Raw genomic sequence first — 24,680 nt, 5'->3', positions numbered from 1 at the left:
AAATCCGGTGAATTATGTCCTATATGATAGATATTGCCCAATATGGGCAGCTTTGAACCCTGCGTCAAGGTTAAGATGGCGATGATTTTGACACCAGCGCTCTGCCGGGCGGCCCGCGGCTTTCTCGATTGGACGCAGATGGACCTTGCGGACCGCTCTGGCGTGTCGCGCAGCACGATCCGCGACTATGAAGGCGATCGCCACAGCCTGCATCGGGCGACGGAAGCGCAACTGCGATTGGCGCTCGAGACAGGAGGCATCGCCTTCTTCCGGATCGAAGGACACGAGATCGGTATCTGTGCCAAGGCTCCCACGGCGGATGCACCCGCGCCGACGCATACCGAAAGCTGCGAGATCCTTTCGGCCGCCGGCGAGCGGAACCAGGCGACCGCTCCGAAAACAGCACGATAGCGCCCACCACAGGTGCCTGAAACGGGGCTGATAAGCCGCACCGTCTATGCCGGGGTTCCGCCGCATGTCGAATATCGCGTTACGAAGGAAGGGGACAGCTTGCGCCCATTGATCGAGTTTGCCGAAGTTTGAGGCAGAGAACGATTGATGAGTCAGTTGCCCCGGACTTAGGTGCCGCTATAAAGTGACCTGCGGGATCGCGCATATAACGATGTCATCTGCTACCCGGCAGACCGTTTGACCGGCATGGGGGAAGAATGAAAGCGATCGCGCTTGGCATAAGGTTTGTCCTTGAACTTTGCATTCTCGCGTCACTTGCCGCATTGGCCGCGCATCTGGCAGTGCCGTTGTTGATCCAGGCGCTGATGGGGTTAGTGTTCTGCGCGGCGGGCGCCGTCATCTGGGGCACTTTTCTCTCCCCTAAGCGGAAATATGAAATCGGGCCGGCTGGACGACTGATACTCGAGGCCGGATTCTTTCTAGGCGCGGCTTTGATCCTGAATTATGTCGGCTGGCCGGCGTTGGCGATCGCACTGATCGTCGTCGCGGCCGCTGATCGGATCGCTCTGGCGCTGCTTCCATAAGCCCCTCGGCGCCAGGCCCCTGCTTCACTGTGAAGTTCTGCTTCATGGTCCATCGACGTTATCGCCAATAGTCGACCGCAGGAAGCGGCCATACACTCGGCTTGCAATCTGGAATTAAGCCTGCATTTCGAGGCCCTCAAAGCCATCGAGGTCCCGGATGCGACGATTGGAAGAGAGCGACACAATGCGAGATGCGATATTTTCCCGACGTGGAATCCTCTTGGCGGGGGGTGCGCTTACCATAGGCGCCGCTTTCGGACAGCCGTTTAAAACCGCCGCAGCTGAACTCGGCGGAGCTGACTCCGAGCCGACATTTTGGATGGATTCGGCGATGCCCGAGGTTAGGCATCGCATGATCGAAGCGAACGGTATCCGGTTGCATGTGGCCGAACAGGGTGAGGGTCCACTCGTCATTCTCTGTCACGGCTTTCCCGAATTCTGGTATTCCTGGCGCCATCAGCTAGGCGCGCTGGCGAAGGCGGGGTTCCATGCAGTGGCGCCTGACTTGCGCGGCTATGGGTGGAGCGACCGTCCGGAAGCTATGGAGAAATATACGATCCTCCATGACATCGGCGACATGCTGGGGCTTGTCGATGCCTTAGATGCCAAACAAGCCGTGATCGCCGGCCACGACATAGGCGCTGCGATAGCATGGCAAACGGCACTTCTGCGCCCCGATCGCTTCCGCGCAGTCATCGCGCTCAGCCCGCCGTTCCGCTCGCGGGGCTTTGGCGACGCGGGACCGCCGACGACGCTCATGCCACAAACCGAGGATGCGGTGTTTTACCAGCTCTACTTCCAGACCCCCGAGGCGGAGGCGGCGCTCGGTCGCGATCTACGCCATACGTTCCGTTCCATGTTCTACTCCCTCTCGGGCGACAGCCCGCCGTCGACGGGCGCTGGAGGGTTTACCGCCGGGATGGTGCCCCGGAATGGGGATTTCTTCACCAATCCGGTTTCGCTGCCTTCCTGGCTCGGGGAGTCCGACATCGACTTCTATGTCGAGGCATTCTCGAAAAGCGGATTCCGCGGCTCCCTGAACTGGTGGCGCAACATCGATCGCAGCTGGGAACTCATGGCCGCCTTTGGCCGAGCAACGATAACCGTTCCGGCGCTCTACATTGCGGGCGACCGCGACATCATTGTCGAGGCGTTTCAGCCGATCATTGCCAAGCAATCGGCAATGGTTCCCAAGCTCCGGCCAGCGGTCATGCTGCCGGGCTGTGGCCATTGGACCCAGCAGGAACGCGCGCCGGAAGTGAATACCGCCATGATTGACTTCCTTCGGAGTCTTTAGACGAAGGAAGACCGGCTCGGCATCCCGTCCACGGTGTTGGAGGCCGCGCGGCAGCTTGACGAACGAAATCACCAGAAAGGAGTTCACATGCCGGCGCAGATCCTATTCCTAACCCATCTCGGCCTGGCCTATGTCCCGTGGCTGCTTTGCTTCGGCGTATACATTTGGCCCAGGCTCAAAACGATGGATCACGTCGATGCGCAAAGGGCAATTGCGACCCTGCACAGCTTCCGCTTCTTCGGGCTCGCCTTCTTGCTTCCCGGCGTAGTTGGCCCCAATCTACCTGCAGGCTTTGCCACATTCGCCGCCTACGGCAACTTTGCCACCGGGCTCCTGGCCATGTTGGCGCTGCTCGCGGTCAGGATACGCTCGTTATTTTGGCTGTTCGTTGTCGCCTTCAATCTCGTCGGGGTAGCTGACGTTGCCTTCGATTTTTATCACGCGGTTCAGGTCGACCTTCCTGCAGTCGCAGGCGAGCTAGGTGCCATGTACGCGTTCCCGATCATCTACGTGCCACTACAGATGATCACGCACGTCGCGGCATTCTATCTGCTCGCGCGTTCTCGACCGAACGCAGCTTCTTCCCTCACCGGTGATACGGTTGCATTCTAGCGCTTCAACTTGCCTTTCAAACGATGTTCTGTGCCCGCTTTCGCACGCCCAGGCAGCATATGCCGGGAGCAGCACAGAGTTGGAAATCAGGCTTGACCTCAACTTACGTTGAGGTTGCAGGATGTCGTCACGCTGGAGGTTCGTGATGTTGAAAATACTGAGAGATGAGGATTTGGACAGTGTCGCGCTCATGCCGGTCGCTCTCGGCGCGTTGGAAACGGCCTTCCTCGCCAAGGCATCCGGCAATATCGTTTGCCCCCCTCGGCATCACGTCTCGTTTCCCGGCAGCGGCGACCTTGTATTTACGGTCGGCGGTATACTCGGGGAAAAGCCGCTTGCCGGCTTCCGCGTGTATGAGACGTTCAATGGGCCGGAGCATTCGCAGATCGTTGCCGTCTGGTCCGCGCATGACGCCAAACTCAAAGGGATTATCCTGGGCGAACGGCTTGGCCAGATCAGAACGGGAGCGATCGGGGGCATAGCCATACGCCATCTCAGCGATCCAAACGCCAAAACCGTTGGCATTGTCGGCAGCGGCGCTCAGGCCCGGACGCAATTGATTGCCGCTGCCGCCGTTCGAAACATAATAAGCGCCCGCGTCTTCAGTCGCGATGAGAAGAACCGCAGGGCTTTCGCCGAGGAAATGCAACGCGAATTGGGCATAGCGATAGAACCCGCCGACAGCATTGCAGAAACCGTAGCGGATGCCGATATCGTACTTTGTGCAACGGCCAGCCATGTGCCCGTGCTTCACGCGGCGGATTTGAAGGCCGGAGCGCACATCAATACGGTCGGTCCGAAAACATTGCAGGGACACGAGCTCGGACTGGACATGGCCGATGCCGCGCATGTGATCGTCACGGACTCCCTCGAACAAACACGAACCTACGCCTCCCCTTTTTTCCTTTCCGGATCGCCGCATGAAACCCGCATGCGAGACCTTGCCGACATCGTCGCGAACAGGGCTCAGGGCCGGACATCGGCCTCCGATACGACACTTTTTTGCTCGGTTGGCCTGGCGGGAACGGAGGTAGCCGTCGCTTCAGCCATATTCGACGTGCTGTGAAGATACATGACGCCGCACGGCATGCTGAACACGAGGATCTTATCAGCCTGCTGCCGGCGCCTGTCCGATCGATTGCGGCTCACCGATCTCCACCGCATGGCCATCGGGATCATAAAAGCGGAATACCCGCTGCCCCCATTCCTGCAGCTCGACGGGATGGATGAGATCGACATGCGGGGCTATTTTGGCGAAGGCCACATCCACATCGTCATGTTCGAAATAGAGAAGGATGTTTCGGCGCCCATATGGCTCCGATGTTTCCGCGACTTTCTTCCAGACCGTTTGCTCCAGCGCTTTTCCGTCATGAATTGCAAAGCCGGTTTCAAAGAGCACGAAACTCCCGAAATCGTTCAGGATCTTGAGACCCAGCAGGTCGCTGTAGAACGTCTTCGAGCCAGCGATGTCGCCAACGAAGGGGATTGGATTTACGAAACGCATCGCCAGGGCCGATTTGATGGAGAGGATGAAAAACAATCTTCAAACGATTTCAATACATATCGGGACAAATGTCGATAATTCTGACCACTAATCCCATCTCACCCGGAGCCGGAGGCCGATCCATGACAGAAACCCAGCGAACCATGATCGTCCTGGATTCGGGAGAATCCCGCTTCCAACTGCGCGCAGGCGCCTTGATCCGCTCGAACGATCATATCCTCATTCACCGCACACTCGCAGATAAGCTCTGGTCTTTACCCGGCGGCCGGGTGGAATTTCACGAGGCGGGCGCCGAGACACTTGCCCGCGAAATCGAAGAGGAAATCGGCTGCACGGCCACCGTCGGCCCCTTGCGCTTCATCATCGAAAACTTCTTCGAACTTTCCGGCAGGCGGGTTCACGAGGTCGGCTTTTATTACGAGGCAGAGCTCTCGCAACCGCTTCCGTTTCATGAAACGGACATCGTGCATAGGGTGAAGGACGGCAGTGCCGAGCTTGAATTTCGCTGGGCACCGTCCACACGAGCCGGTCTCAATCAATTCGAGCTGGTACCACCGACCTTGCGCGATCTGATCGAGACTACGCCGACCGGCATTCGACATTTCGTGCGCCGGGACGCTGTCTGAGCGGTAGCGATGGGCAAAGATTGCAACGATAACAGAATAGCCGCATAAACATGCGGACATCTCTGCCAGGCTCCCGATAGGCTCAAATCTTCAGGTCTCCATCCGATGCTGCGCATCGCCATTCTCGGAAATGCAGGCGGTGGGAAATCCACCCTCGCCCGTAAATTAGGCGAGAAGCACGCAATTCCCCATTTCGAGATCGACACGTTCCTTTGGCGAGAAGGCTGGGTCCCGGCACCACTTGAAACTTACACCGAACAGCACGAGCGGATCATAGCCGGTGAGAACTGGGTTATCGATGGATTGGGGCACCGGAACTCAATCCCGGCACGGATGGATCGCGCGACCGAGATAATTCTCATCGACATGCCCCTCTGGATGCATTTCTGGCTTGCCGCCGAGAGGCAGATCGCGTGGCATTCAGGCAAGCTCGAGCACTCTCCGGGCGGACTTTCGACCATGCCGCCGACACAAGATCTGTTCCGGACCATATGGGAAATCGAGCAGGACTGGATGCCCGGCATCCGCCGAATGTGCGCTGAAAGGCAGCATGCCGGCAAAAGGCTCACACGGATCCAGAACATCGACGAATTGAATGCATTGGTGACCGCATCGAACCCGGTTGCGCCATTTTCTGCGGGACAGTGAATGGCGGTTTGTTGCTCGTCTGGCCGACGATTCTAGAAGAGGTGCGCTCACCCGAAGATTAGGTGTTGACCTAAGTTTCAGAATCCTTATACTTAGGTAAATGCCTAACAAAAACCTGTCCATCGAAAGCACTTTCAGCGCACTCTCCGATCCGACGCGACGAGCGGTGGTTCAAATTCTGAGCCGTGCGCCTGCAACAGTCTCTCAGCTGGCTAGTTCCTTTGCCATGGCACTGCCGTCGTTCACTCAGCATCTCGGCATTCTGGAAAAGGCTGGCCTCATCGTTTCGAGAAGGGAGGGGCGAACGCGTATCTGTTCGCTGAATCCAAAAGCCTTGCAGGATGCGGAGGATTGGCTGGCGTCATATCGGCGTCAATGGGAAGAACGCTTTGACCGCTTCGAGACGCACCTGGAAAACATGAAGAAGGAGAAATCGGATGAGTGATCACGCCAAAAGCAACGTCTCGGACTGGGCTTCCTGGCCTTTGGAAAGGGAAATCGTCATTGCCCGTGTCGTTGACGCGGACCGAGAAACGGCTTTTCTCGCATGGACCGATCCATCGCAGATCGTGAAGTGGTTCGGACCCGATGGGTTCGGTATCGAAACACATGAGATCGACATCCGCTCCGGCGGCCGGTGGCGATTTGATATGGTCGCTCCGGACGGCACTCGCTTCTCCAATTGCATGGAGTTTCTGCGGATCGAAGCACCAAAACTGATCGAAGCCAATCATGGCACGGATGCCGATGACGACCCGGATCGCTTCCGGATGCTGATTACTTTCGACGAACAGGATAACGGTAAAACGGTCGTCACCCTGCGCCAGATGCATCCGACACCGGAGCGCCGCGCCGTCGTCATTGGATTCGGTGCAGCTCAATACGGCGCTCAGACCTTGGACAAACTTGCAAATCACGTCGCGGAAAAATCCAGCGTTTCGGCTACCAGGAACTGACCATCAGGAATGCCGAGGCCATAGACGAAATCTGAGTCGGCTCGCTCTTATCGTCCTCGGCAGCAACTCCACCACATGAGCCCTCACCCGAGCGCCTCGAAACCGTTCCTGCGAGCAGCATTCGCAGGAACAGCGGCCGCAAAAACCATTCCAACAGATCTGCGATCTTTGAGATTATCTTCTTTGCCTTCATGCCCGATGGATTCTAGCTTCGACCTGAATGACGAAGGTGCCATCTGGAAAGATGGCAACAGGATCACTTTCAAAGAGGAGCAACCATTGACCCTTCGCACCGCGCCATCAGCTGTCGAAACATCGCTGCCGACGCTCGATCTCCAGCGCTTCTACGCCTCGCCATCGGAACGCCAGGCATTCGTCGCGGAGCTTCGCACGGTGCTCCATGATCACGGCTTCTTCTATCTGACGGGCCATGGCGTCGATCCGAAGCTGATCGAAAACGTCGTCGCCACTGCGAAGCGCTTCTTCGCACTGCCGCTCGAAGAGAAGCTCAAGATCGAGATGGTGAAGTCGCCGCATTTCCGAGGCTACAATCGGGCCGGACAGGAGCGTACCCGCGGCGAACAGGATTGGCGCGAGCAGCTCGACATCAACACCGAGAGCGCTCCCTTCGAGATCGGGCCGGATACGCCGGCTTGGCGGCGGCTGCAAGGCCCCAACCAGTGGCCGGAAGCGCTGCCGGAGCTCAAGCCGCTCCTGCTTGCCTATCAGGCAGAGGTGACGCGCATCGGCATCGGTGTACTGAAGGCGATCGCCGCAGCTCTCGGCCAGCCGGAAAATGTCTTTGCCGACATTTATCAACCGCAGCCCTCACAGCTTCTGAAGATCATCCGCTATCCGGGCCGCGATGTCGCCGAAACGGATCAGGGCGTCGGCGCCCACAAGGACGGCGGCTTCGTGACCGTGCTACTGCAGGACACCACGCCCGGCCTGCGCGTGCGCACGGAAGACGGCGTCTGGATCGACGCGCCGCCGGTGCCCGGCACCTTCGTCATCAATACCGGCGAATTGCTGGAACTGGCGACGAATGGTTTCGTACGCGCCGATGTGCATGATGTCGTCGCACCGCCCGCAGGCGTCGAGCGCCTCTCCGTCGCTTTCTTCCTGGGCTCCCGACCGGATGCCGCGATCCCCGTCATCGAATTGCCGGACGAGTTGAAGCGCGCCGAACGCGGCATCTCGGTCGATCCGCTCAACCCGATCTTCCGCGAGGTCGGCCAGAACCAGCTGAAGAGCCGGTTGCGGTCACACCCGGATGTCGCCCGCGCCCATTATGCCGATCTGCTGGCATCGGAACAATCGGCTACGACTGGTTGAGGGGCAAGGTCCGGACGCTCTGCATTAGGGCCTAGTGCTGGCTATCCGGCACGACGACGCGCATGCCATCGACGACGCTGCTTGCAAGGATCTGGCAGCTCAGGCGGCTGTTGGCCGCCGGCTCCATGACGAATTCGATCATCGCCGCCTCTTCTTCGGAAGGCGGCGGCAGGAGATCGAGATGGGGCTGCTCGACATAGCAATGACAAGTGCCGCAGGCCAAAGCGCCGCCGCATTGCGCCACGATGCCATCGATACCGCTCCTGACGGCAGCGGCCATCACCGTCTCGCCATCCTGGGCTTCCACGCGGGTCTCGCGACCGGCGGAATCGATGAACACGATTTCACACATTGTATTCTCCATGCTTTCGGCGAAACCGATCATGCGGCAACGAGCCTGATGTCGAGGCGCTTCGGGCCGCGTACCGACAGCCCGCGCTTGTAGGCAGGGCGTTCATCTAGCAGTTCGATGGAACGGGTCCGCTGCAAGAGCGTCGAGAAGATGATCTCCATATCCAGCCGGGCAAGGTGATTGCCAAGACAGAAATGCGCGCCGCCGCCGAATGCCAGATGGCGATTGGGAGTCCGCTCGACATTGAACCGATCGGGCGCATCGAACTGTTCGGGGTCGCGATTGGCCGCACCATATAGCAGGCCGACTTTCGTGCCTCTCGGCAGTCGCTCGCCGGCAATCGTCTTTTCTTCCGTCAGGTAGCGATGAAAGAATGGCAGCGGCGACTCGAAACGGAACATCTCCTGGATGGCGGTCGACATGATGCCCGGCGTTTCCCGAAGTTTGGTCAAAGCATCGGGATATTGCAGCAGCGCATGCATGCCGCTGCCGAGCACGTCGATCGTCGAGCCATGGCCCGCCATCAGGATCAGCATACAGGTGGAGACGAGCTCGTCTTCGGTCAGCTCACCGGCGACATGCGCCTCGGTCAACCGACAGAGAAGATCGTCACGCGGGTTGCGCGTGCGGTCGGCGATGAGCTCCCTGAGCAGCTCGTAAAACTCCGTCGTTGCTCGTTCGGCGAGCGCCTTGCGTTCAGCACTGCGATCGACGTCGAAATATTGCACGACCTCTTCCGACCATTTGCGTAGCTGGCCGGCATATTCTTCCGGCACGCCGAGAACCGAACCGATGATATGCCCTGGAACCTGCGAGGCGAGATCCTCGACAAAGTCGATCGTGCCGGCTTGCAGGAGACGATCGAGCAGCCGATCGACGAAATCCTGTATCATCCCGCGCTGGCGGGCGACGAGGGCCGGCGTGAATTCACGAAACACCTTGCGGCGCAATCGGTCATGAATTTCGCCATCGGAATCCAAAAGGCTGAATTGCACGAAGCGCGAATGGTTCGGCATGTCATGCCAGTTCTGTCGAACCTTCTGTTCTCGTATCTCTTCCGGGGAGAGAAAGAACTCGAGCGAGCGCACGAGCGTCTTGTCGCCGGCGGCAGCGGCAACATCCTGATAGCGCGACAACAGCCACATGTCGAAATGCTCGTAATAGACCGGGCCCGGGCTGGCACGCAGCGCGCGGTAGGAGGCATATGGGTCGTCCGTGAACGCCTGCGAGAGCGGATCAAATACGGGGGTTGCCATCGACATGATCAGGGCCTCGTTCATTCTGGTTCGCCGGGCACAGATTACAGCGTCGAACGGTGAAAAGACATGGATGCGAACCGCAGCTATATGGATAAAACTCTCATCTCCGGATAAGACTTGATGGCATGACCGATGAAGCAATCCCGGACGATATTTCCCCTCTGGATGACGTCTTCTTTCAGACGCCGGGCAGGCTGTCCCGCGCCCTCCCCTATGCGCTTCTCGCCGCCGGGCGGCGCATCTGCACGCCTGCAGAAATGCCGGTCGCCCATCGTTTCAACCAGCATACTCTCATCCTGACCCTCAGCGGAAAAGGCCTGTTGCAGGTCAACGGCCTGTCAAATTTCCTGCATGAAGGAACGATTGCCTGGCTGGATTCCTCGATGCTGTATTCGCATCGCTGTGAGCCGCATCATTCGCACTGGTCCTATCTCTGGCTGGGGTTCGCAGGGCACGGGCTCGATACGCTGTTCGACAGTCTGGGCGTGATCGCCAATCCGGTCTTTGGCATTTCAAACCCGCGCGATCCGCAGGCGCTGGTCGAAGGCATCCTCCGGGAGGTGGAAACGGGCAGTTTCCTCTCGGACAGCCACTGTTTTGCCCTGCTCGCGCAATTGATCTCGCTTCTGGTTTCCGAGCGCGCGGAACATGGCGAGCTGAGCGGCGCGGTCCAGCGATTGCAGCGGGTCGTGGAACTGGTCCGCGCCGACCTCACCCACCCCTGGTCGGTGGGTGAGCTCGCCATAGCCGCCAATCTGAGCCAGGCGCAGCTGTTTCGCCGCTTCCGTCAGAGAATGGGGACAACGCCTGTCGATTGGCTCCGTCACGAGCGCGTAAACGCTGCGAAGCGTTTGCTTGTTATAACCGACGAGCAGATCGGCAGAATCGCCGCCCAATGCGGCTATCCCGATCCTTTCCACTTCGCCCGCGACTTCAGGAAGCTGGTTGGCGTCACGCCGAGCGAATTCAGGCGGCAGGGTCAGAGCGCTCGGCCACGCGAACCCTGATCGAACAACGCGTTCTGTTACGGTATAGGGAGAGACTCTCTCCCTATCATTAGCCCGGATTGGCTCAGGCCACACGACGCGATAAAAGCCTGGCGTACATGCAAAATAGTCTGAAACGCATATCGCGTCTCTCGTCGGAGATTGAAAAGTGACAACCGAACAAAGCGTCCTGCGCATCTCCATTGTCGTGACCTTCGTTCTGGCGGCGGCCGGTATTGTCTTCGGTGTTCTCTCCGGTTCCTACGCGATCGTCTTCGACGGCGTCTATGCGCTCACGGATGCGAGCATGACGATCGTTGCGCTGATCGTCTCCAACCTGATCGTATCCTCCGCGACGAACACGGCGTCCGGCGGCAGGTTCGCCAAGCATTTCACCATGGGCTTCTGGCATCTCGAACCCATGGTGCTCGGCCTCAACGGCGTCCTTTTGACGGGAGCAGCGGTCTATGCCTTGATCAACGCGATCGGCAGCATCATGGCCGGCGGCCGACATCTCTCGTTCGATCAGGCCATCATCTATGCGGTGCTGACCATGATCATCGCCTTCCTGATGGCTGCTTATGGCAGGCGTGCAAACGAGACGCTGAGATCCAGTTTCATCGCACTCGATGCCAAGGCCTGGGTGATGACGGGCTGCCTGAGCGGGGCGCTGCTGCTCGCCTTCATCTTCGGCTTCTTCATTCAGGGAACGAGGCTGGAATGGATGTCGCCCTATGTCGACCCGGCCGCGCTCGCGCTGGTCTGTCTTATCGTCATCCCCATGCCGATCAGCACCATCAAGCAGGCATTCGCCGATATCCTGCTCGTGACGCCTTCCGATCTGCGGGAACATGTCGACCGCGTCGCCACCGACATCGTCCGACGCTATAATTTCGAATCCTATCGCTCCTATGTCGCCCGCGTCGGCCGCGGCAAGCAAATCGAGCTCTATTTCATCGTGCCGCCGGACGGGCCTGCGAAGAAGCTGGAGGAATGGGACCATATTCGCGACGAGATCGGTGAGGCGATCGGCGACGAAGGTCCGGACCGTTGGCTGACGATCGCTTTCACGACCGATCCCGAATGGGCCGACTGAGCGCCGGGGTGGATGTAGCGGAGGCCTGGGTTAGCATGGCAAGCGGACGCCTTCGCTCTTCGAACCGAGAGTATCATTTTCAACTTTGCTTAGGCGCCTTCGGTGTCTGCCGCCGGGAGGGCGCCGGTCGGTATGCGCTTCTGCCCTGAGCGAAGCACGAGGCTCTGAACGCGGCTGGTAAGCGGTTTCTCAACACCTCTGAAGAGTAGCAGAGCAAACAGGGCGGCTACGAGCGTTGCGAAGACAACGAACAAGCCAAGGGGAAGATATCCGCCGAGCGCTTTTGCCCAGACGGCTCGCATTGGCCGCAGGATAAAGGGGTGGGCAAGATAGAGGCTATAGGAGGCATCTCCCAGGGCGACACCCCATAGGACGAGCTTCCTCTGAGGCAAGACCGGGCCGATTGCGGCCGCAAGAACGAATAGCGCGGCGGGCAAGCCGCTGCGCAGGAATTGCGGCAAGGCCGCATCGCTCCAGGGCGCGGAGATGCGCACGAAACCGAGGAGGCCGATGGCCATGAGCGCGAGCGCGGCTGCGCCGCCGATCCTGATGCCGCTGCGAAAGATCAAGGCGACATAGACGCCGAAGAGAAACTCCAGAATGATCGGGTTCGTCCAGAAGGCTATCTGGACATGGCTAGGATCGACGAGCCTTCCGACAAGCGCCATGCCTGCCATCAGCACCGACAGCCAGACGATACCCAGCCTTATCGGCAGCAAGAGTGCGGCCGCAAAGAACACGTAGAACAGCATCTCGTAGTTCAGCGTCCAGGCGAGCGCGAGCACCGGCCTGATCTCGTCCGCACCGCGCCCGGACGGAATGAAGAAATAGGATGCCAGGACATGAGACACGGAGCCGATGGGAACAGTCAGCAGCGAGGGTGCTACGAGCGCGCCGATAAGCATAAGGCTCGTCAGCAGCCAATAGAGCGGGATCACGCGGGCGCAGCGCCGCAGGAAGAAACGCAATGGAGCGCCGTTCTTGCCGAATTCCGAAGCAGCGGTGTGGGTCATGATGAAGCCGGAGAGGACGAAGAATATGTCCACCCCGAAACCGAGATTCCATGCGGAGCCATCGACCGCTGCACGCCCTGTCGCCCCTGCCAGCATCTCGGTCTCGTGCAAGGCGTGAGAAACGACGACGGACAAAGCGGCGAGCGCGCGCAGCACCTGAAGATTCGACAGCAGGCGAGATGACTTGCCGGCATCACTGCCGGCGGCCGAACCCTCAAGTATTTCCCTATAAAATCCCACCAGAAATCTCAGTAAATATCGTCTTGGATCTCCATTATGGCCCCAGACGATATAACAACTCGTCGCCGCGCGCTAAAATCGGCAGCCTTGCTTTAAATCATAGTTATTCTTCAGTTAAGCTTGCAGGCGCGATACAGGTTAAGCGGTGGCCAGGATTATATGTGCCTGAATTTTCGCAGCAACTTCGCCATTACCATGTCTGTCGGCGATCGCGGATGCGACGTAGTCGGTTGCAGCCTCCAGGCTTCCCGCTTCCCTGGCCTCGATTTCGTTGCGAAGAAGCGTTCCCTGACAATAGGCAACGGCCGGAAGGCCCGGCGAGGATGCACGGCTCTGTTCGGCTCTCGTTTCGATCACCACATCGGTGAAGCCGGCATTTTCGAGATCGCTGCGAATCCGATCCACATCGTGATAGCCATGCGGGGTGCGCGCCAGAAAGCGCGGAGGATCGTTCGGGAAAATCCGGGCCAGCGCGTTCGTCACGTCATCCGCGAATATGTTCTCCTCGATGCGATCCCAGACGTTGAACAGGAAATGTCCACCGGGCTTCAGAACGCGCTTTGCCTCGCGATAGGCAGATACACGATCTGGAAAGAACATCGCGCCGAACTGGCAAAAGACGAGATCGAAGGCCGCATCTTCAAACGACAGCGTCATGGCATCCGCCTGCCGCCAAGTGATGCGGCTGTCGGGAGCCTGCCGCGAAGCGGCATAGTCGAGCATCGGCTGATTGAGGTCGGTGACGACATAGCTTGCATCAGGGGACAGCCTGGGCGCCAATGCGCGGGTGACGGCCCCGGTTCCAGCGGCAATTTCCAGGACGGCGGTCGGCGCTAGCGACGCTGCCCGTTGTGCAAGATCAGCGGCGTAAGGCTCGAAAATCAACGGCACCATATGGCGGTCGTAATTTTCCGGAATCGAGCCGGCGAATAGCTTGTCCGTCTCCAACATTGCCATGATCCCCTGCGCGCCTCACAGGCCATTACATTAGCATATCGCAACGGGGGCGTCATTCAGCGTCGTACAGGTACAAGCCGCGCGAAGCCGATCCAGTCAGCCCGCATCACCGCGCGCAAGTACGTCCAGAAGCTGGCTGGTATTGTCGATCGAGAATTGTATGCGCTCGCCCGGCCATACAGACTCGGAATAGGAGATCGGCGTGCCCTTGAGATCGACGTCCACCTTTCTCGACACAGCCACCGGCTGAGACATGGACTGGCAGAGCTGCTTGGCCTCCTCGCTTGTCGGCAGACGGACGATAATATCGGTGCGCAGGCGGATATAGTCGGGGATGCCGTATTCAGCCAGGATGACGGTGACGCTGCGCCCGCTGCGCCGCGCTTCGTCGAAACCCGGAAAGCGGCGCACCGGATAATAGGCATGCGAATAGTTGATCGGCTCCTCGTCGGCAAAGCCGCGCCGGACGATATGATAGACAGGTTCGCCATGGGGAAGCCGCAAGGCCTCTGCGATCATCTCGGAGGCAGGAACCACCTCTTCATGAATGGCCTGTCCAAGCGGCTCCCTGCCCTGATCGAGTAGGTTCTGGGAAAAGCGGGTGCGTTCCGACAGGCGGTAGTCGAGGCGACTATCCCTGACAAAGGTTCCGCGCCCCTGCTCCACCAGCACGAGCCCTCGGCTTTCGAGACGGGAAATGGCGCGCCTTATGCTGTGACGGCCGACGCCGAAACGTTCCATCAGGTCGGATTCTGTCGGAAGCTGCGCCTTGGGCAACAGCCGTCCGGTCAGAATATCCTCTGCAATATCGCTCTCGACCTGTTGCCATTGCCCGTGCGACGACTTTTTCTCCATGCCTGCCTTCCGAATTCAGCTATGTCATTCGAATGTCATATATCGACTACAGCATCGTTTTTCAATCTCCGTTCAATAGCCGAAATCCTGTGAACAACTGCTGAAGCTGATTCAGCGATTATGTTTTGGCATTTAGCCATATCTCCTTCACACGCGTGTCATTCGTAGTGATTAGATAAATATCCGAATGTTTCACTAGTCATTCGGATATTGAGGATAAGATGGTAGGGCTTAATCGTCGGCAATTCATCGCGGGCACGACCGCAGTCATCGGCACATCGATCGCTATGACCGGCAGGGCCAGGTCCGCCGATGCGGCTATCGAGATTTCGAGCACCTGGGGACCCGACAAACCCTTTCAGAAGGTTGTCGACGCTTTCAACGCCAAGCAGCTCGGCGTGACGGTTACCAACCGGTTCGATGGCGATTACGAGGCAGTGACCGCCAAAGCCGTTGCCAGTATCGCCGCAGGCCACCCGCCAGCCATGATGGTCACGGGCTGGAAGTTCGGCTATTTCGCCAAGCGCACGCTCGGCGCCCGCGACCTGCGTGAGATCAATGCCGCGAAGGCCGAAGCAATCCTCGCCAATTTCCGCCCGTCGGTCCTGCCGCTGGTCACCATCGACGGCGCCGTCATCGGTCTTCCCTGGGCGCTGTCGACGCCGATCACCTATATCAACAGCGACATGTGGAAGGCTGCCGGCCTCGACCCCAATCTCCCGGAAACGCCGGATACGAAGTGGCTCTACGAAAGCGCGCGCAAGCTCGATTCAGCGCTCAAGGGCAAGCATCCGACCTATCGCTCGCCGATCTCGCTCTCCAACAACGAATGGACGAGCCAGTCCTTCATCCAGAATGCCGGCGGCTTCATTATCGATCCCGATGGCAAGCTCGCTCTGAACAGCCCAGAAGCCATCGCTGGCATGAGCGAATATTGCGCACCAGCCCATGAAGGCCTTTGGCTGCCCGTCAGCGACAAGGAGCAGACAGCCGCATTCCAGTCCGGCGCTCTCGCCATCTGCACGACCAGCTCGACCGCCGCCATCACCTTCCCCTTCGGCGCTGCCAAGGCCGTCACGACCAAATTCCCGGGGCTCACCGGACATCAGCGCAAGATGAACAGCGGCGGCAATTTCCTTGCCGTCTACACGCGCAACAAGGAACAGGCGGAAGCTTCACTTGCCTTCCTTGAATTCTGCGCATCGAAGGAAGGCCAGACGATCTGGTCGCAAAACGGCTATCTCAACACGTCCGTGCACGACGTTCCGCTGATCAACGAGTTCATGAAGCCGGCAGCCGCACAGCTCAGCGATGGGCTGACCGCGGAGACGATCTGGCCCGGCAAGCGCGGGCTCGAAGGCCAGGCCGTATGGCGCAAATGGGTTTCGCGCATGCTGCTCAAGGAAACGACTGTTGCCGACGGCATCGAGGGCGCTCATGACGAGCTTGCAGGATTGATTTCGGCTTAGGTTCTGCATCATGCCATTTCGTTTTCGATCGCTGGCCCCCTACCTGTTCGTGGGGCCAGCCGTTCTTGCCATAGCAGTCTTCCTGTATGGCCCACTGATCGCGTCGATATTGCTATCGGTGGTCGACTGGAATCTGCTGTCGGCAGACATTCGCTTTGTCGGCGTCGACAACTACGGCTCCATTTTCGACAATCCCGACTTTCGCATGGCCGCGTGGAATACGCTGCTCTATTGCGTCGTCCTCATTCCTGCCGAGATCGTCATCCCGCTGATCTTTGCTGTCATGCTGCATTCGGTGCGCAAGAATCCCTTGCAGGGGCTTTATCGCGGCAGCCTGTTCCTGCCGACGATCGTCGCCTATTCGGTCGCCGGCGTTGCCTGGTCCTGGCTGTTCAATCCGGTCAACGGTCTCTTCAACGAGTTGCTCGGCCATTTCGGCTTCCCGCCGTCGCGCTGGCACACGGATCCGAACCTTGCGCTCCTCTGCGTCAGCCTCGTCACCTTCTGGAAGACCTTCGGCCTCAACATGCTGCTGTGGCTGGCGGCACTCGCAAACCTGCCGCATCAGTTGCGTGAGGCGTCTGAGCTCGATGGCGCCGGCTCGACGCGGCATTTCTTTGACATAAGCCTGCCGCTGATGACGCCGACCGCCTTCTTCATCAGCGTTACGACCCTCTTCCATGTGCTCGATGACATCGTCGGCGTCATCGATGTGCTGACCCATGGCGGACCAGCGGGCAGAAGCTCAAGCCTGCTTTATTTCCTGTGGCAACAGGGCCTGTTGTTCTTCCAGTTCGGGCCAGCCAGCGCCGTCGCCGTCATCATCATCGTGCTCGTGCTCGCCATCACATGGCTGCAATTCCGCGTCAGCGAAAAGCGGGTGCACTACAGATGAGCGGCATCGGCCATAGACTTCATAGGTTGCTCTTGCACATCGTGCTCATGGCAATCTGCATCGTCACCGTGTTTCCGCTCGTCTGGATGGTGTCTGCTGCCTTCACGCCCAATGACATGATCATGGCCAGGGCCGTGCGCTTCTGGCCGGAAAATCCGACGCTCTCGAATTTCACCATTGCCGCAAGCCGTCATCCGATCTGGATGTGGCTGTGGAACTCCATGCTGACCGCAACCCTCATTACCGTCGGGAAGCTTGCTCTTTCCGTGCCCGCTGGTTTTGCCTTTGGACAGTTGGAATTTCGAGGGCGGCGGACATTGTTCTGGTTCGTCATCGCCACCATGTCCTTCCCGAACGTGCTGGCGATCATTCCAACCTATATCGCCGTGGTGAAGCTCCAAGCCTTCAACACTTATGGCGCGATGATCATCCCATCCATCCCCTATATCGGCTTCTACGTCTTCTACATGCGCCAGGCGTTCCGGTCGCTTCCCGCTTCGATATTCGAGGCGGCGCGCATGGACGGAAGCGGGTTGTGGCGGCAATTCATCGAGATCGGCGTGCCGAATGTTATTCCGGCTATCGCAGCTCTTTCGGTGATTTCCTTCATGGGTGCCTGGAACATCTATCTCTGGGGCCAGCTCGTGCTGGATGATGCCTTCAAGAAGACGCTGACGACCGGGATTGCCGCATTTGCCGATCTCGAAGGCGCCGAACGGGCCTGGGGGCCGCTGATGGCGACAAGCCTGTTGTCGATCGTCCCCGTTCTCTTGATCTTCCTGCTGGCACAGCGTTTCATCGTGGACGCGCTGGCACCAGGCGTTGACGACAGATAGGCAGAAGCATGCCCCGAGTAATCGTTATCGGATCGGTAAACCACGATCGCATATGGCAACTGGATGCCCCGCTTACTCCTGGCGGACGGATACAGTTTTCGTCGCAGACAACCCGTCTCGGCGGCGGTGCCTTCTATACCGGCCGGCAATTGCTGGAGCTGGGCGCCGATGTCGCCATCGTCTCGCGATTGATGCGGGATGAGCAAGGGCAAGCGGCGCTCAAATCACTCACCACGGACGGCTTCGATACCGAATACATCATGATGACGCCCGGAAAGACGGCACCGCTGGAAATTTTTCTCGAGCCGAGTGGAGAGCGGACGATCATCGCACCTGCCGGCAGATCGCAACCGCTCACAGCAGCTGGAAAGCTGTCAGGAGCCGGCGCTTATATCAATGCGCTCGTCCTTGACGAAAACCTTGTCGAACAGATCGGCGCCCAGCCGCTCGTTCTCACGCAATTTCCGTTGCGTCCGGCAACGCCTCGCCCGTCAGACTTCGTCATTTCCTCGCGCGACGATGTCGCGGATGACCTCGCTCTTGCCTGGCAGCGCGCCGGCCAGATCGCCGGCTCGCGCCTGAAGATGCTGGTGCTCACGAACGGCACGCGCCCAATCACGCTGTTTGATGGCTCGCAGGCCGTTGAGGTCGCACCGGCGGATCGCGTCGACACAACAAACACCATCGGCGCCGGCGATCGCTTTGCAGGCTCTTTCCTCTTTGCCTTGCTGGAAGGAAAGGCGCCAGCGGCAGCCGCACGGGAAGCAAGCCGCATCACGGCGGAATGGCTACGCCGGCGCGGCGACTAAAAATTTCAGGCCGCCTCAGAAAACACTCCTTACATCTGAAAACGTCGTGGACAACTCATTCGAATGAATATAGTAGTCATTCGAATATTTAAAGGCTTGCCCTACGAATCCCAAGGCCCGAGGAAAAGATGATGACTAAGGAGAAGACTGGCAATCCGGTCAGTGTGTCCTATACCCATGCGCAGGCGCTGGAAACTCTCGCCGCCGGCCGGCCGGCAAACATCAAGGCTGTGGCCGAAAAGGTGCTCGACACTCTCGGCGGGGTCGATGTTGTCTTGAACCGCACCGGCCTTGCCATGCTGCCGCTGATCGATACCGTTCGCAGCACCGCATTCCATCTCGGCGAAGTCCTGGTGTCCGAAGCACATATCCGCGTGCCGGATCGCGACGTTGAAGGCTATGGCGCAATCGTCGGCGGGGACCTCGAACATGTCATGGCAATGGCGGTCATCGATGCGGCCATCGCCGCCGGCCACCAGACCGACCTTATCCTCGAGCTCCTGAATGCCGAACGGCGCCATCAGGAGGAAGAAGACCGGCAGTTACTGCAGAAAGTCGAAGCGACCCGCGTGCAGATGGAGACATTCTGACCATGGCACACAATCTCCTGCCGACACTGGACGATATCCGCACCAACACCACGTTCGAGGAACTCATGTGGGCGCTGAGCCGTCCCGGCCAACTGCGCGAGCTGCCCGCCGAGGGCTTCTGGCCGCTTGCCGAAAGCCTGCTCGATCGCGAATGCAGCTTCCATGCGGCAAACGATCCGTCCCTGGACCTGAAGATGGCCGCAACCGGGGCAAGGCGGATGCCGCTTGCCGATGCGGATTATGTCTTTGCTGTCATCGGCTCCGCTGAAAACGTCGAGGCCTTGTCGACATTGCGCATCGGTAGCCTCCTTTATCCGGATAACGCCGCGACTTTGTTTGCTCCCGTACGATTTGGCTCCGGGCAGCGACTGCGCCTTACCGGCCCCGGCATCAAGGACAGCATCACGATCGAAGTCGACGGCATCGATCCCGCCTTCTGGCCGATGCGCGGCAAGGCAATCCGCTATCCGCTCGGCTGGGATCTCTATCTCGTCGACGGCAAGCGCCTGCTCGGCATCCCCCGTTCCACGAAAATCGAGGTACTCTGATGGCCTATGTGGCAACCCGCGGCGGCGAATACGCCATCGAACAGGCGGAACGGCTTTTCCGTGCCGATCTCGGCCCGATCACGCCAGAGCGCGTCGAGGCCGTTCGCACCGGCCTTCCCTATCTCATCGACCGGTTGATGGGCGAGGCATCGCTTTACGAACCCGATCTCGCAGCCCTGGCGCTCGCGCAGGCCGGCGGTGATCTCTATGAAGCGATCCTGCTGCTGCGCGCCTACCGCACGACGCAGCCTCGTATCGCTGTTGCCGAACCCGTCGACCAGCCGGATCTTCTGACGGTCCGACGTATCTCGGCCGCCTTCAAGGATATTCCCGGCGGCCAGATCCTCGGGCCGACACTGGATTATTCCCATCGCTTGCTCCAGGTTGACGTGCTGCAGGGCAAGAACTATGTGCCGGAACCTGTGATCCCGGCTGCCAAACCGGCGCCTGCGACCCAACCGTCACTCACCAGCTGGCAGAAGGCGCAAGGCCTTATTCCGGATCATCCGATCGAAACGGTCGCCCCCGATGAAATCCCCGATCTGACGCGCGAGCCGCTGCTCTTTCCGGCGGCACGCGCCCACAAGCTGCAGAGCCTGGCGCGCGCCGACACCGGCGGCACGCTGGCGCTCGGCTATGCGACCATGCGCGGCTATAGCGCCGTGCATCCGACCGTCAACGAACTGCGTCTGGCCTATGCCCCGGTTCGCCTGCGCCATCCCTCCGGCACCGTCTTCAGCGCCGGGCGCGTTCGCGTCAGCCAGACCGAGGTCATCTCCAAGGCGAAAGAATTGCAATTGGGCTTCTCCGCGACCTTCGGCTGGAACGAAGTGAAGGTGATCGCGGCGGCAACGCTCGATCTGGCTTCCAACCAGCCCAACCCGCATCCGGCCGCCAACGAGGAGTTCGTTCTTTATCACACGGAGCCGGTCGAAAGCTCCGGCTTCTGCATCCACTTCAAGCTTCCGCACTACGTCACGTTCCAGTCGACGCTGGATGCGCTGCGCCGCGTCAAGACGGACAAGGGTGCTGCCGCCGCAAAGCCGGCCGTTACAGAAAAGCTTGCCTCGCAACAGGAGGAGGTCGCGCTATGAAACTTCAGGAATTGACCAAGCCCTGGATGGCCTTCAACTACGGCTTCCTCGATGAATCCGCCAAGCGCGAAATGCGCCGCCGCATTCTGAAAGCAATTGCCGTCCCCGGCTATCAGGTGCCCTATGCGAGCCGCGAAGTGCCGATCGCCCGCGGCTGGGGAACCGGCGGCCTGCAAGTGACGCTGACACTGCTCAAGCCCACTTCCGTCGTCAAAGTCATAGACCAGGGTTCCGACGATTCCGTCAACGCCAGCAGCATCCGCAAGTTCGTCGCGCGGGTCGGCGGGGCGGTGGAGACGGAAGACACGATGGCCGCGACCATCGTCCAGTCCCGCCATCGCATTCCGGAGGAGAAACTGCGCGAAGACCAGGTCCTGGTGCTGCAGGTTCCGAACCCCGAGCCTTTGCGCCCGGTGCAGCCGGATATGTCCGTGGCGCGTGAAATGCATGGCGATGCCGATTACGGTCAGCTCTGGCTGGTGCTCTACGAACAGCTCGTCAAATCGGGACGGATCATGCAGGGGTCGAGCTATCCGAGCATGGTCAACGGCCGGCATGTGATGACACCGTCGCCTATTCCACGCTGGGACGTGCCGAAGCTCAATCAGGCCGACCACCTGACGATCCTGTCTGCCGGCCGCGAAAAGCGCATCTTCGCCGTGCCGCCCTATACGCGCGTCGAGCCGCTCGTTTTCGACGACGTGCCGTACCGCGTCGAGGATCACCAGGACAAGACCTGCTACCGCAGCAACATCACCGGCTTCTTCATGAACGAGCTTCCGCAGGAAGACGGCTCTTCGCAATACGAACTGTCCGACAGCCATTTCGGCGTGAAGCACATCCGCAAGTCCGAGGCCGAACCGATCGAGATCGGCGAAACCTGGTACAACAATGGAAGGATGGATTGATGGCCGCGCTTGATCCCACTCAATCGGCAGCGTTGACCCGCCAGCCGCCGCGGCTGATGATGGCCGAGCCCATCCTGACGATGCGCGGCATTATGCGCAACTATGGCGACGTCACTGCCCTCGGCGGCGTCGATGTGACGGTCTATCCGGGTGAGGTCCTCGGCATCGTTGGCGAATCCGGCTCCGGCAAATCAACCCTTCTGAGGATGATGAACCTTGAGGATACGCCCGATACCGGCACCTACGATCTCGCCCTCCCCGGCCACGAGGGCCGCAACCTCTTCACGCTCGATCGCTTCGAGCGGCGGATGCTGCGCGCGCATCATATCGGCATCGTCTACCAGAACCCGCATCTGGGCCTATTGATGAACCACACCAGCAGCGGCAACGTCGCCGAGCGCCTGCTGATTGCCGGCAATCGCAATTTCGCCGAGCTGCGCGAACGGGCGCGCCAGTCGCTCGACGCTTCGGAGTTTCCGATCGAGCGCATGGACGCCCGGCCGAATGAACTTTCCGGCGGCATGCAGCAACGCGTGCAACTCGCCAAGGCGATTGCGCTCGAGCCGGCCGTACTGCTGCTCGACGAGCCCACGACCGGTCTCGACGTCAGCGTCCAGGCGCTGGTTCTCGATACGCTGAAACGGCTGCAGCGCGAGCGTTCCATCACCATGATTCTGGTCTCGCATGATCTCGGTGTCATCCGCACGATGGCAGACCGGGTTATGGTCATGCGACGCGGTAAGGTCGTGGAACAGGGCCTTGCCGACCAGATCTTCCAGGATCCGCAGCACGCCTACACGCAGCAGCTCGTCCACGCCAAGCTTTGAAGGAAACACCAGAGATGAATATTCAGGTTTCCGCCCAGCAGGCCCTATCCCCGGTGCTGCGCGTCCAGGGTCTTTCGAAGCAATTCGAAATGCACCACCTCAAGCGCACCCTGTTTGCCTTCGAGAATATCGATTTCGACCTTCACGCAGGCGAATTCATCCTGCTCAAGGGTGAGAACGGCGCGGGCAAATCGACGCTGCTGCGCACGCTCTATCGCTCCTACCTGCCGCGCGCCGGCCACGTCTACTATCACACGCATGAAGGGATTATCGATCTCGCGACGGCCGCCGACGTCGACATCGCCGTGCTGCGTCGCCGGGAAATCGGCTTCGTCACCCAGTTCCTCAACGCGCGCCCGCGCGTTGCGGCCGAAGAGATCGTCGCCGAGCCGCTGAGGCTTGCGGGCGCGGCGCATACCGAAGCCCTGACGGAGGCGCGGCGCTGGCTCGATGCCTTCGGCGTCAAGAAGCAGCTCTGGTCGGCCTATCCATCGACCTTCTCCGGCGGCGAGCAGCAGAAGGTCAATCTGGCCCGCGCGCTGATCCTGCCGCAGCGCCTGCTGCTGCTTGACGAGCCGACGGCGTCGCTCGACCATTCAGCCCGCCGCGCGCTGGTCGAGCGACTGGCGCAACTCAAGACGTCCGGCGTTGCGATGATCGGTGTCTTTCACCATCCGGACGATGTAAAGGCATTGATCGACCGGGAATTGCATCTGGAAGCCATCAAAATCGAGGACGAGCAGGACGATGTGGCTGAATAATTTTGAAATTGTATTGCAGGACCGCGTGATCGAGCGCGGCGCTATCAGGATCGAGAATGGGCTGATCGCCGAGATCAGCGAAAGTCCGGTCGAAGGGGCAGAAATAGACGGCCACGGCCGATTTCTCCTCCCCGGTTTCGTCGACATGCATGGTGATATGATCGAAAAATGCGTGGAGCCGCGCGTCAATGTCCGCATGCCGCTCGAACTTGGCGTCTACGATCTCGACAAGATGCTCGCCGCCAATGGCGTGACGACAGCCTATGCGGCCGTCGCCTTCACACCCGCAACTTATGGCCATGTCCGCTCCATCGAGCACACCCATGCGATGATCCAGACCCTCGCATCGATGAGAGACGAGCTGCTGATCGACCATCGCGTCCATGGCCGCTTCGAGGTGACCTTCCTGCCCGCCCTGAACGAAGCAAAGACGCTGATCGACGCCGGTGCGCTCCACTTGATCTCGCTCATGGACCACACGCCGGGACAAGGGCAATACCGCGATATCGAACTGCATATCGCCAACACGGCGAAGGTGAGGAAGATCAGCGAGGCCGAAGCGGCCGAGCTCGTGAAGCAACGCATTGCTGCCCGCTCCGAACATGGCGATAGCACGGACATCATCAACGGCCTGTCGGAACTGGCGCGCGAGCATGGCGTCGTGCTGGCCTCCCATGATGACGACACCGTCGAGAAGGCGGCGCTTCTGCACAGCCTTGGCGCGGCAATCAGCGAGTTTCCGATCAATATCGCGACGGCCACCGAAGCAAGGCGGCTGGGATTGGCGACGGCTATGGGCGCGCCGAATGCGCTGCGCGGGCTTTCCTATTCGGGCAATCTTTCCGCTCGGGAAGCCTATGAAGCCGGCTTGCTCGATATTCTTGCGAGCGACTATCACCCATCGGCCATTCTGCCGGCCGTGATCGCGCTTGCGGAAATCGGCAAGGGCGGCCTTCCGGCCTCAGCCGCATTGGCAAGCGCTAATCCGGCAAAGGCACTCGGCCTCAATGATCGTGGCCGCATCGCCGAGGGGCTGCGTGCCGATCTGGTGATCGCCGAACGTGGCCGCGTGCCGCGCCTGCGCGGCACGATCCGTGGTGGCAAGATGGTCTGGTCCGACGGTTCCATCAAGAGCTTCTGATCCACATGGCAAGGCCGGCTCGCACTCCACGCCAGCAAGCGGCGCCGGCCATCAGCGGGAGGGTATTTCCC

29 protein-coding genes and 1 pseudogene are annotated in these 24,680 nt (G+C 59.8%); 24 read left to right on the top strand and 6 right to left on the bottom strand.

Annotated elements, in window-relative coordinates; genetic code table 11:
• Positions 1-14: 14 nt before the first annotated feature.
• From FP026_RS15245 to FP026_RS15220, 6 genes and pseudogenes are all read left to right on the top strand, one after another.
• Positions 15-318, top strand: a pseudogene (locus tag FP026_RS15245) (helix-turn-helix transcriptional regulator); the annotation flags it as partial.
• A 105-nt stretch (positions 319-423) separates the two neighbouring features.
• Positions 424-543: a winged helix-turn-helix transcriptional regulator gene (locus tag FP026_RS30750; protein WP_149635454.1), complete on the top strand. Its 120-nt coding sequence runs from the start codon at positions 424-426 to the stop codon at positions 541-543.
• A 125-nt stretch (positions 544-668) separates the two neighbouring features.
• Positions 669-995 (top strand): DUF2568 domain-containing protein, encoded by a 327-nt coding sequence (locus FP026_RS15235; protein ID WP_149635453.1) that lies wholly within the window; start codon positions 669-671, stop codon positions 993-995.
• A gap of 352 nt (positions 996-1,347) precedes the next feature.
• Positions 1,348-2,292 (top strand): alpha/beta fold hydrolase, encoded by a 945-nt coding sequence (locus tag FP026_RS15230; RefSeq protein ID WP_246665354.1) that lies wholly within the window; start codon positions 1,348-1,350, stop codon positions 2,290-2,292.
• Positions 2,293-2,379: 87 nt separating this feature from the next.
• Positions 2,380-2,904, top strand: coding sequence for a hypothetical protein (locus FP026_RS15225; RefSeq protein ID WP_149635452.1), 525 nt, complete (start codon positions 2,380-2,382; stop codon positions 2,902-2,904).
• Positions 2,905-3,049: 145 nt separating this feature from the next.
• Positions 3,050-3,970 carry an ornithine cyclodeaminase family protein gene (locus FP026_RS15220; RefSeq protein WP_149635451.1) on the top strand — a complete coding sequence of 307 codons (921 nt, stop codon included), beginning with the start codon at positions 3,050-3,052 and terminating at the stop codon, positions 3,968-3,970.
• A gap of 42 nt (positions 3,971-4,012) precedes the next feature.
• On the opposite strand, the gene FP026_RS15215 is transcribed toward FP026_RS15220, so the two are convergent.
• On the bottom strand, positions 4,013-4,408 hold the full coding sequence (locus FP026_RS15215; protein WP_149635450.1) for a VOC family protein: 396 nt from the start codon (positions 4,406-4,408) through the stop codon (positions 4,013-4,015).
• Positions 4,409-4,530: 122 nt separating this feature from the next.
• Between FP026_RS15215 and FP026_RS15210 the strand changes: the two genes are divergently transcribed.
• From FP026_RS15210 to FP026_RS15190, 5 genes are all read left to right on the top strand, one after another.
• Positions 4,531-5,034, top strand: a complete 504-nt coding sequence (locus tag FP026_RS15210) for an NUDIX hydrolase (RefSeq protein ID WP_149635449.1) — start codon at positions 4,531-4,533, stop codon at positions 5,032-5,034.
• A gap of 105 nt (positions 5,035-5,139) precedes the next feature.
• A complete protein-coding gene (locus tag FP026_RS15205; protein WP_149635448.1) occupies positions 5,140-5,682 on the top strand; it encodes an adenylate kinase in 543 nt (180 codons plus the stop codon).
• A gap of 100 nt (positions 5,683-5,782) precedes the next feature.
• Positions 5,783-6,127: an ArsR/SmtB family transcription factor gene (locus FP026_RS15200; RefSeq protein WP_149635447.1), complete on the top strand. Its 345-nt coding sequence runs from the start codon at positions 5,783-5,785 to the stop codon at positions 6,125-6,127.
• On the top strand, positions 6,120-6,638 hold the full coding sequence (locus FP026_RS15195; RefSeq protein ID WP_149635446.1) for an SRPBCC family protein: 519 nt from the start codon (positions 6,120-6,122) through the stop codon (positions 6,636-6,638). Before FP026_RS15200 ends, FP026_RS15195 begins: the two co-directional genes overlap by 8 nt.
• A 279-nt stretch (positions 6,639-6,917) precedes the next feature.
• Complete coding sequence (locus FP026_RS15190) at positions 6,918-7,973, top strand: isopenicillin N synthase family dioxygenase (RefSeq protein ID WP_149635445.1); 1,056 nt, start codon at positions 6,918-6,920, stop codon at positions 7,971-7,973.
• Between the two features lie 31 nt (positions 7,974-8,004).
• On the opposite strand, the gene FP026_RS15185 is transcribed toward FP026_RS15190, so the two are convergent.
• Together FP026_RS15185 and FP026_RS15180 are read right to left on the bottom strand one after the other, a co-directional pair.
• On the bottom strand, positions 8,005-8,325 hold the full coding sequence (locus FP026_RS15185) for a 2Fe-2S iron-sulfur cluster-binding protein (RefSeq protein WP_149635444.1): 321 nt from the start codon (positions 8,323-8,325) through the stop codon (positions 8,005-8,007).
• Between the two features lie 29 nt (positions 8,326-8,354).
• A complete protein-coding gene (locus FP026_RS15180) occupies positions 8,355-9,587 on the bottom strand; it encodes a cytochrome P450 (RefSeq protein ID WP_149635772.1) in 1,233 nt (410 codons plus the stop codon).
• A gap of 122 nt (positions 9,588-9,709) precedes the next feature.
• Here FP026_RS15180 and FP026_RS15175 point away from each other — a divergent pair, with 122 nt between their 5' ends.
• Both FP026_RS15175 and FP026_RS15170 read left to right on the top strand, forming a co-directional pair.
• Complete coding sequence (locus tag FP026_RS15175) at positions 9,710-10,591, top strand: helix-turn-helix domain-containing protein (RefSeq protein ID WP_246665352.1); 882 nt, start codon at positions 9,710-9,712, stop codon at positions 10,589-10,591.
• A 148-nt stretch (positions 10,592-10,739) separates the two neighbouring features.
• Entirely contained in the window at positions 10,740-11,666 is a 927-nt protein-coding gene (locus FP026_RS15170) for a cation diffusion facilitator family transporter (RefSeq protein WP_149635443.1), read from the top strand.
• A gap of 89 nt (positions 11,667-11,755) precedes the next feature.
• Here the strand turns inward: FP026_RS15170 and FP026_RS15165 are convergent, their stop codons facing one another.
• The 3 genes from FP026_RS15165 to phnF all read right to left on the bottom strand — a co-directional run bounded on the left by FP026_RS15165 (position 11,756) and on the right by phnF (position 14,731).
• Positions 11,756-12,919: an acyltransferase family protein gene (locus FP026_RS15165; RefSeq protein WP_246665351.1), complete on the bottom strand. Its 1,164-nt coding sequence runs from the start codon at positions 12,917-12,919 to the stop codon at positions 11,756-11,758.
• A gap of 138 nt (positions 12,920-13,057) precedes the next feature.
• Entirely contained in the window at positions 13,058-13,870 is an 813-nt protein-coding gene (locus FP026_RS15160; protein ID WP_149635442.1) for a class I SAM-dependent methyltransferase, read from the bottom strand.
• Positions 13,871-13,972: 102 nt separating this feature from the next.
• The gene (gene phnF, locus FP026_RS15155; protein ID WP_149635441.1) at positions 13,973-14,731 is read right to left on the bottom strand and encodes a phosphonate metabolism transcriptional regulator PhnF; all 759 of its coding nucleotides are present in this window, start codon (positions 14,729-14,731) and stop codon (positions 13,973-13,975) included.
• Between the two features lie 221 nt (positions 14,732-14,952).
• Between phnF and FP026_RS15150 the strand changes: the two genes are divergently transcribed.
• The 11 genes from FP026_RS15150 (at position 14,953) to FP026_RS15100 (ending at position 24,609) form a co-directional block, all read left to right on the top strand.
• Positions 14,953-16,200 (top strand): extracellular solute-binding protein, encoded by a 1,248-nt coding sequence (locus tag FP026_RS15150; RefSeq protein ID WP_149635440.1) that lies wholly within the window; start codon positions 14,953-14,955, stop codon positions 16,198-16,200.
• A 10-nt stretch (positions 16,201-16,210) separates the two neighbouring features.
• Positions 16,211-17,095 carry a carbohydrate ABC transporter permease gene (locus FP026_RS30590; RefSeq protein ID WP_149635439.1) on the top strand — a complete coding sequence of 295 codons (885 nt, stop codon included), beginning with the start codon at positions 16,211-16,213 and terminating at the stop codon, positions 17,093-17,095.
• A gap of 47 nt (positions 17,096-17,142) precedes the next feature.
• Positions 17,143-17,931: a carbohydrate ABC transporter permease gene (locus FP026_RS15140; protein WP_246665350.1), complete on the top strand. Its 789-nt coding sequence runs from the start codon at positions 17,143-17,145 to the stop codon at positions 17,929-17,931.
• An 8-nt stretch (positions 17,932-17,939) separates the two neighbouring features.
• A complete protein-coding gene (locus FP026_RS15135) occupies positions 17,940-18,740 on the top strand; it encodes a PfkB family carbohydrate kinase (RefSeq protein WP_188112583.1) in 801 nt (266 codons plus the stop codon).
• Positions 18,741-18,871: 131 nt separating this feature from the next.
• A complete protein-coding gene (locus tag FP026_RS15130; RefSeq protein ID WP_149635437.1) occupies positions 18,872-19,330 on the top strand; it encodes a phosphonate C-P lyase system protein PhnG in 459 nt (152 codons plus the stop codon).
• 2 nt (positions 19,331-19,332) lie between these two features.
• Positions 19,333-19,878: a phosphonate C-P lyase system protein PhnH gene (gene phnH / locus FP026_RS15125; protein ID WP_149635436.1), complete on the top strand. Its 546-nt coding sequence runs from the start codon at positions 19,333-19,335 to the stop codon at positions 19,876-19,878.
• A complete protein-coding gene (locus FP026_RS15120) occupies positions 19,878-20,972 on the top strand; it encodes a carbon-phosphorus lyase complex subunit PhnI (RefSeq protein ID WP_149635435.1) in 1,095 nt (364 codons plus the stop codon). The genes phnH and FP026_RS15120 overlap by 1 nt, the downstream gene beginning before the upstream one ends.
• A complete protein-coding gene (locus tag FP026_RS15115) occupies positions 20,969-21,880 on the top strand; it encodes an alpha-D-ribose 1-methylphosphonate 5-phosphate C-P-lyase PhnJ (protein WP_149635434.1) in 912 nt (303 codons plus the stop codon). Before FP026_RS15120 ends, FP026_RS15115 begins: the two co-directional genes overlap by 4 nt.
• The gene (locus FP026_RS15110) at positions 21,880-22,707 is read left to right on the top strand and encodes an ATP-binding cassette domain-containing protein (protein WP_149635433.1); all 828 of its coding nucleotides are present in this window, start codon (positions 21,880-21,882) and stop codon (positions 22,705-22,707) included. The genes FP026_RS15115 and FP026_RS15110 overlap by 1 nt, the downstream gene beginning before the upstream one ends.
• A 14-nt stretch (positions 22,708-22,721) precedes the next feature.
• Positions 22,722-23,468 carry a phosphonate C-P lyase system protein PhnL gene (locus FP026_RS15105; protein WP_149635432.1) on the top strand — a complete coding sequence of 249 codons (747 nt, stop codon included), beginning with the start codon at positions 22,722-22,724 and terminating at the stop codon, positions 23,466-23,468.
• Positions 23,455-24,609, top strand: coding sequence for an alpha-D-ribose 1-methylphosphonate 5-triphosphate diphosphatase (locus FP026_RS15100; protein WP_149635431.1), 1,155 nt, complete (start codon positions 23,455-23,457; stop codon positions 24,607-24,609). The genes FP026_RS15105 and FP026_RS15100 overlap by 14 nt, the downstream gene beginning before the upstream one ends.
• The last annotated feature ends 71 nt before the right edge of the window (positions 24,610-24,680 follow it).

This window comes from Martinezella tropici, from assembly GCF_008370325.1.
Taxonomy (GTDB): domain Bacteria; phylum Pseudomonadota; class Alphaproteobacteria; order Rhizobiales; family Rhizobiaceae; genus Rhizobium; species Rhizobium tropici_B.
The sequence above is the reverse complement of the archived record's forward strand: the minus strand, read 5'-3'. Positions and strand labels throughout refer to the sequence as shown.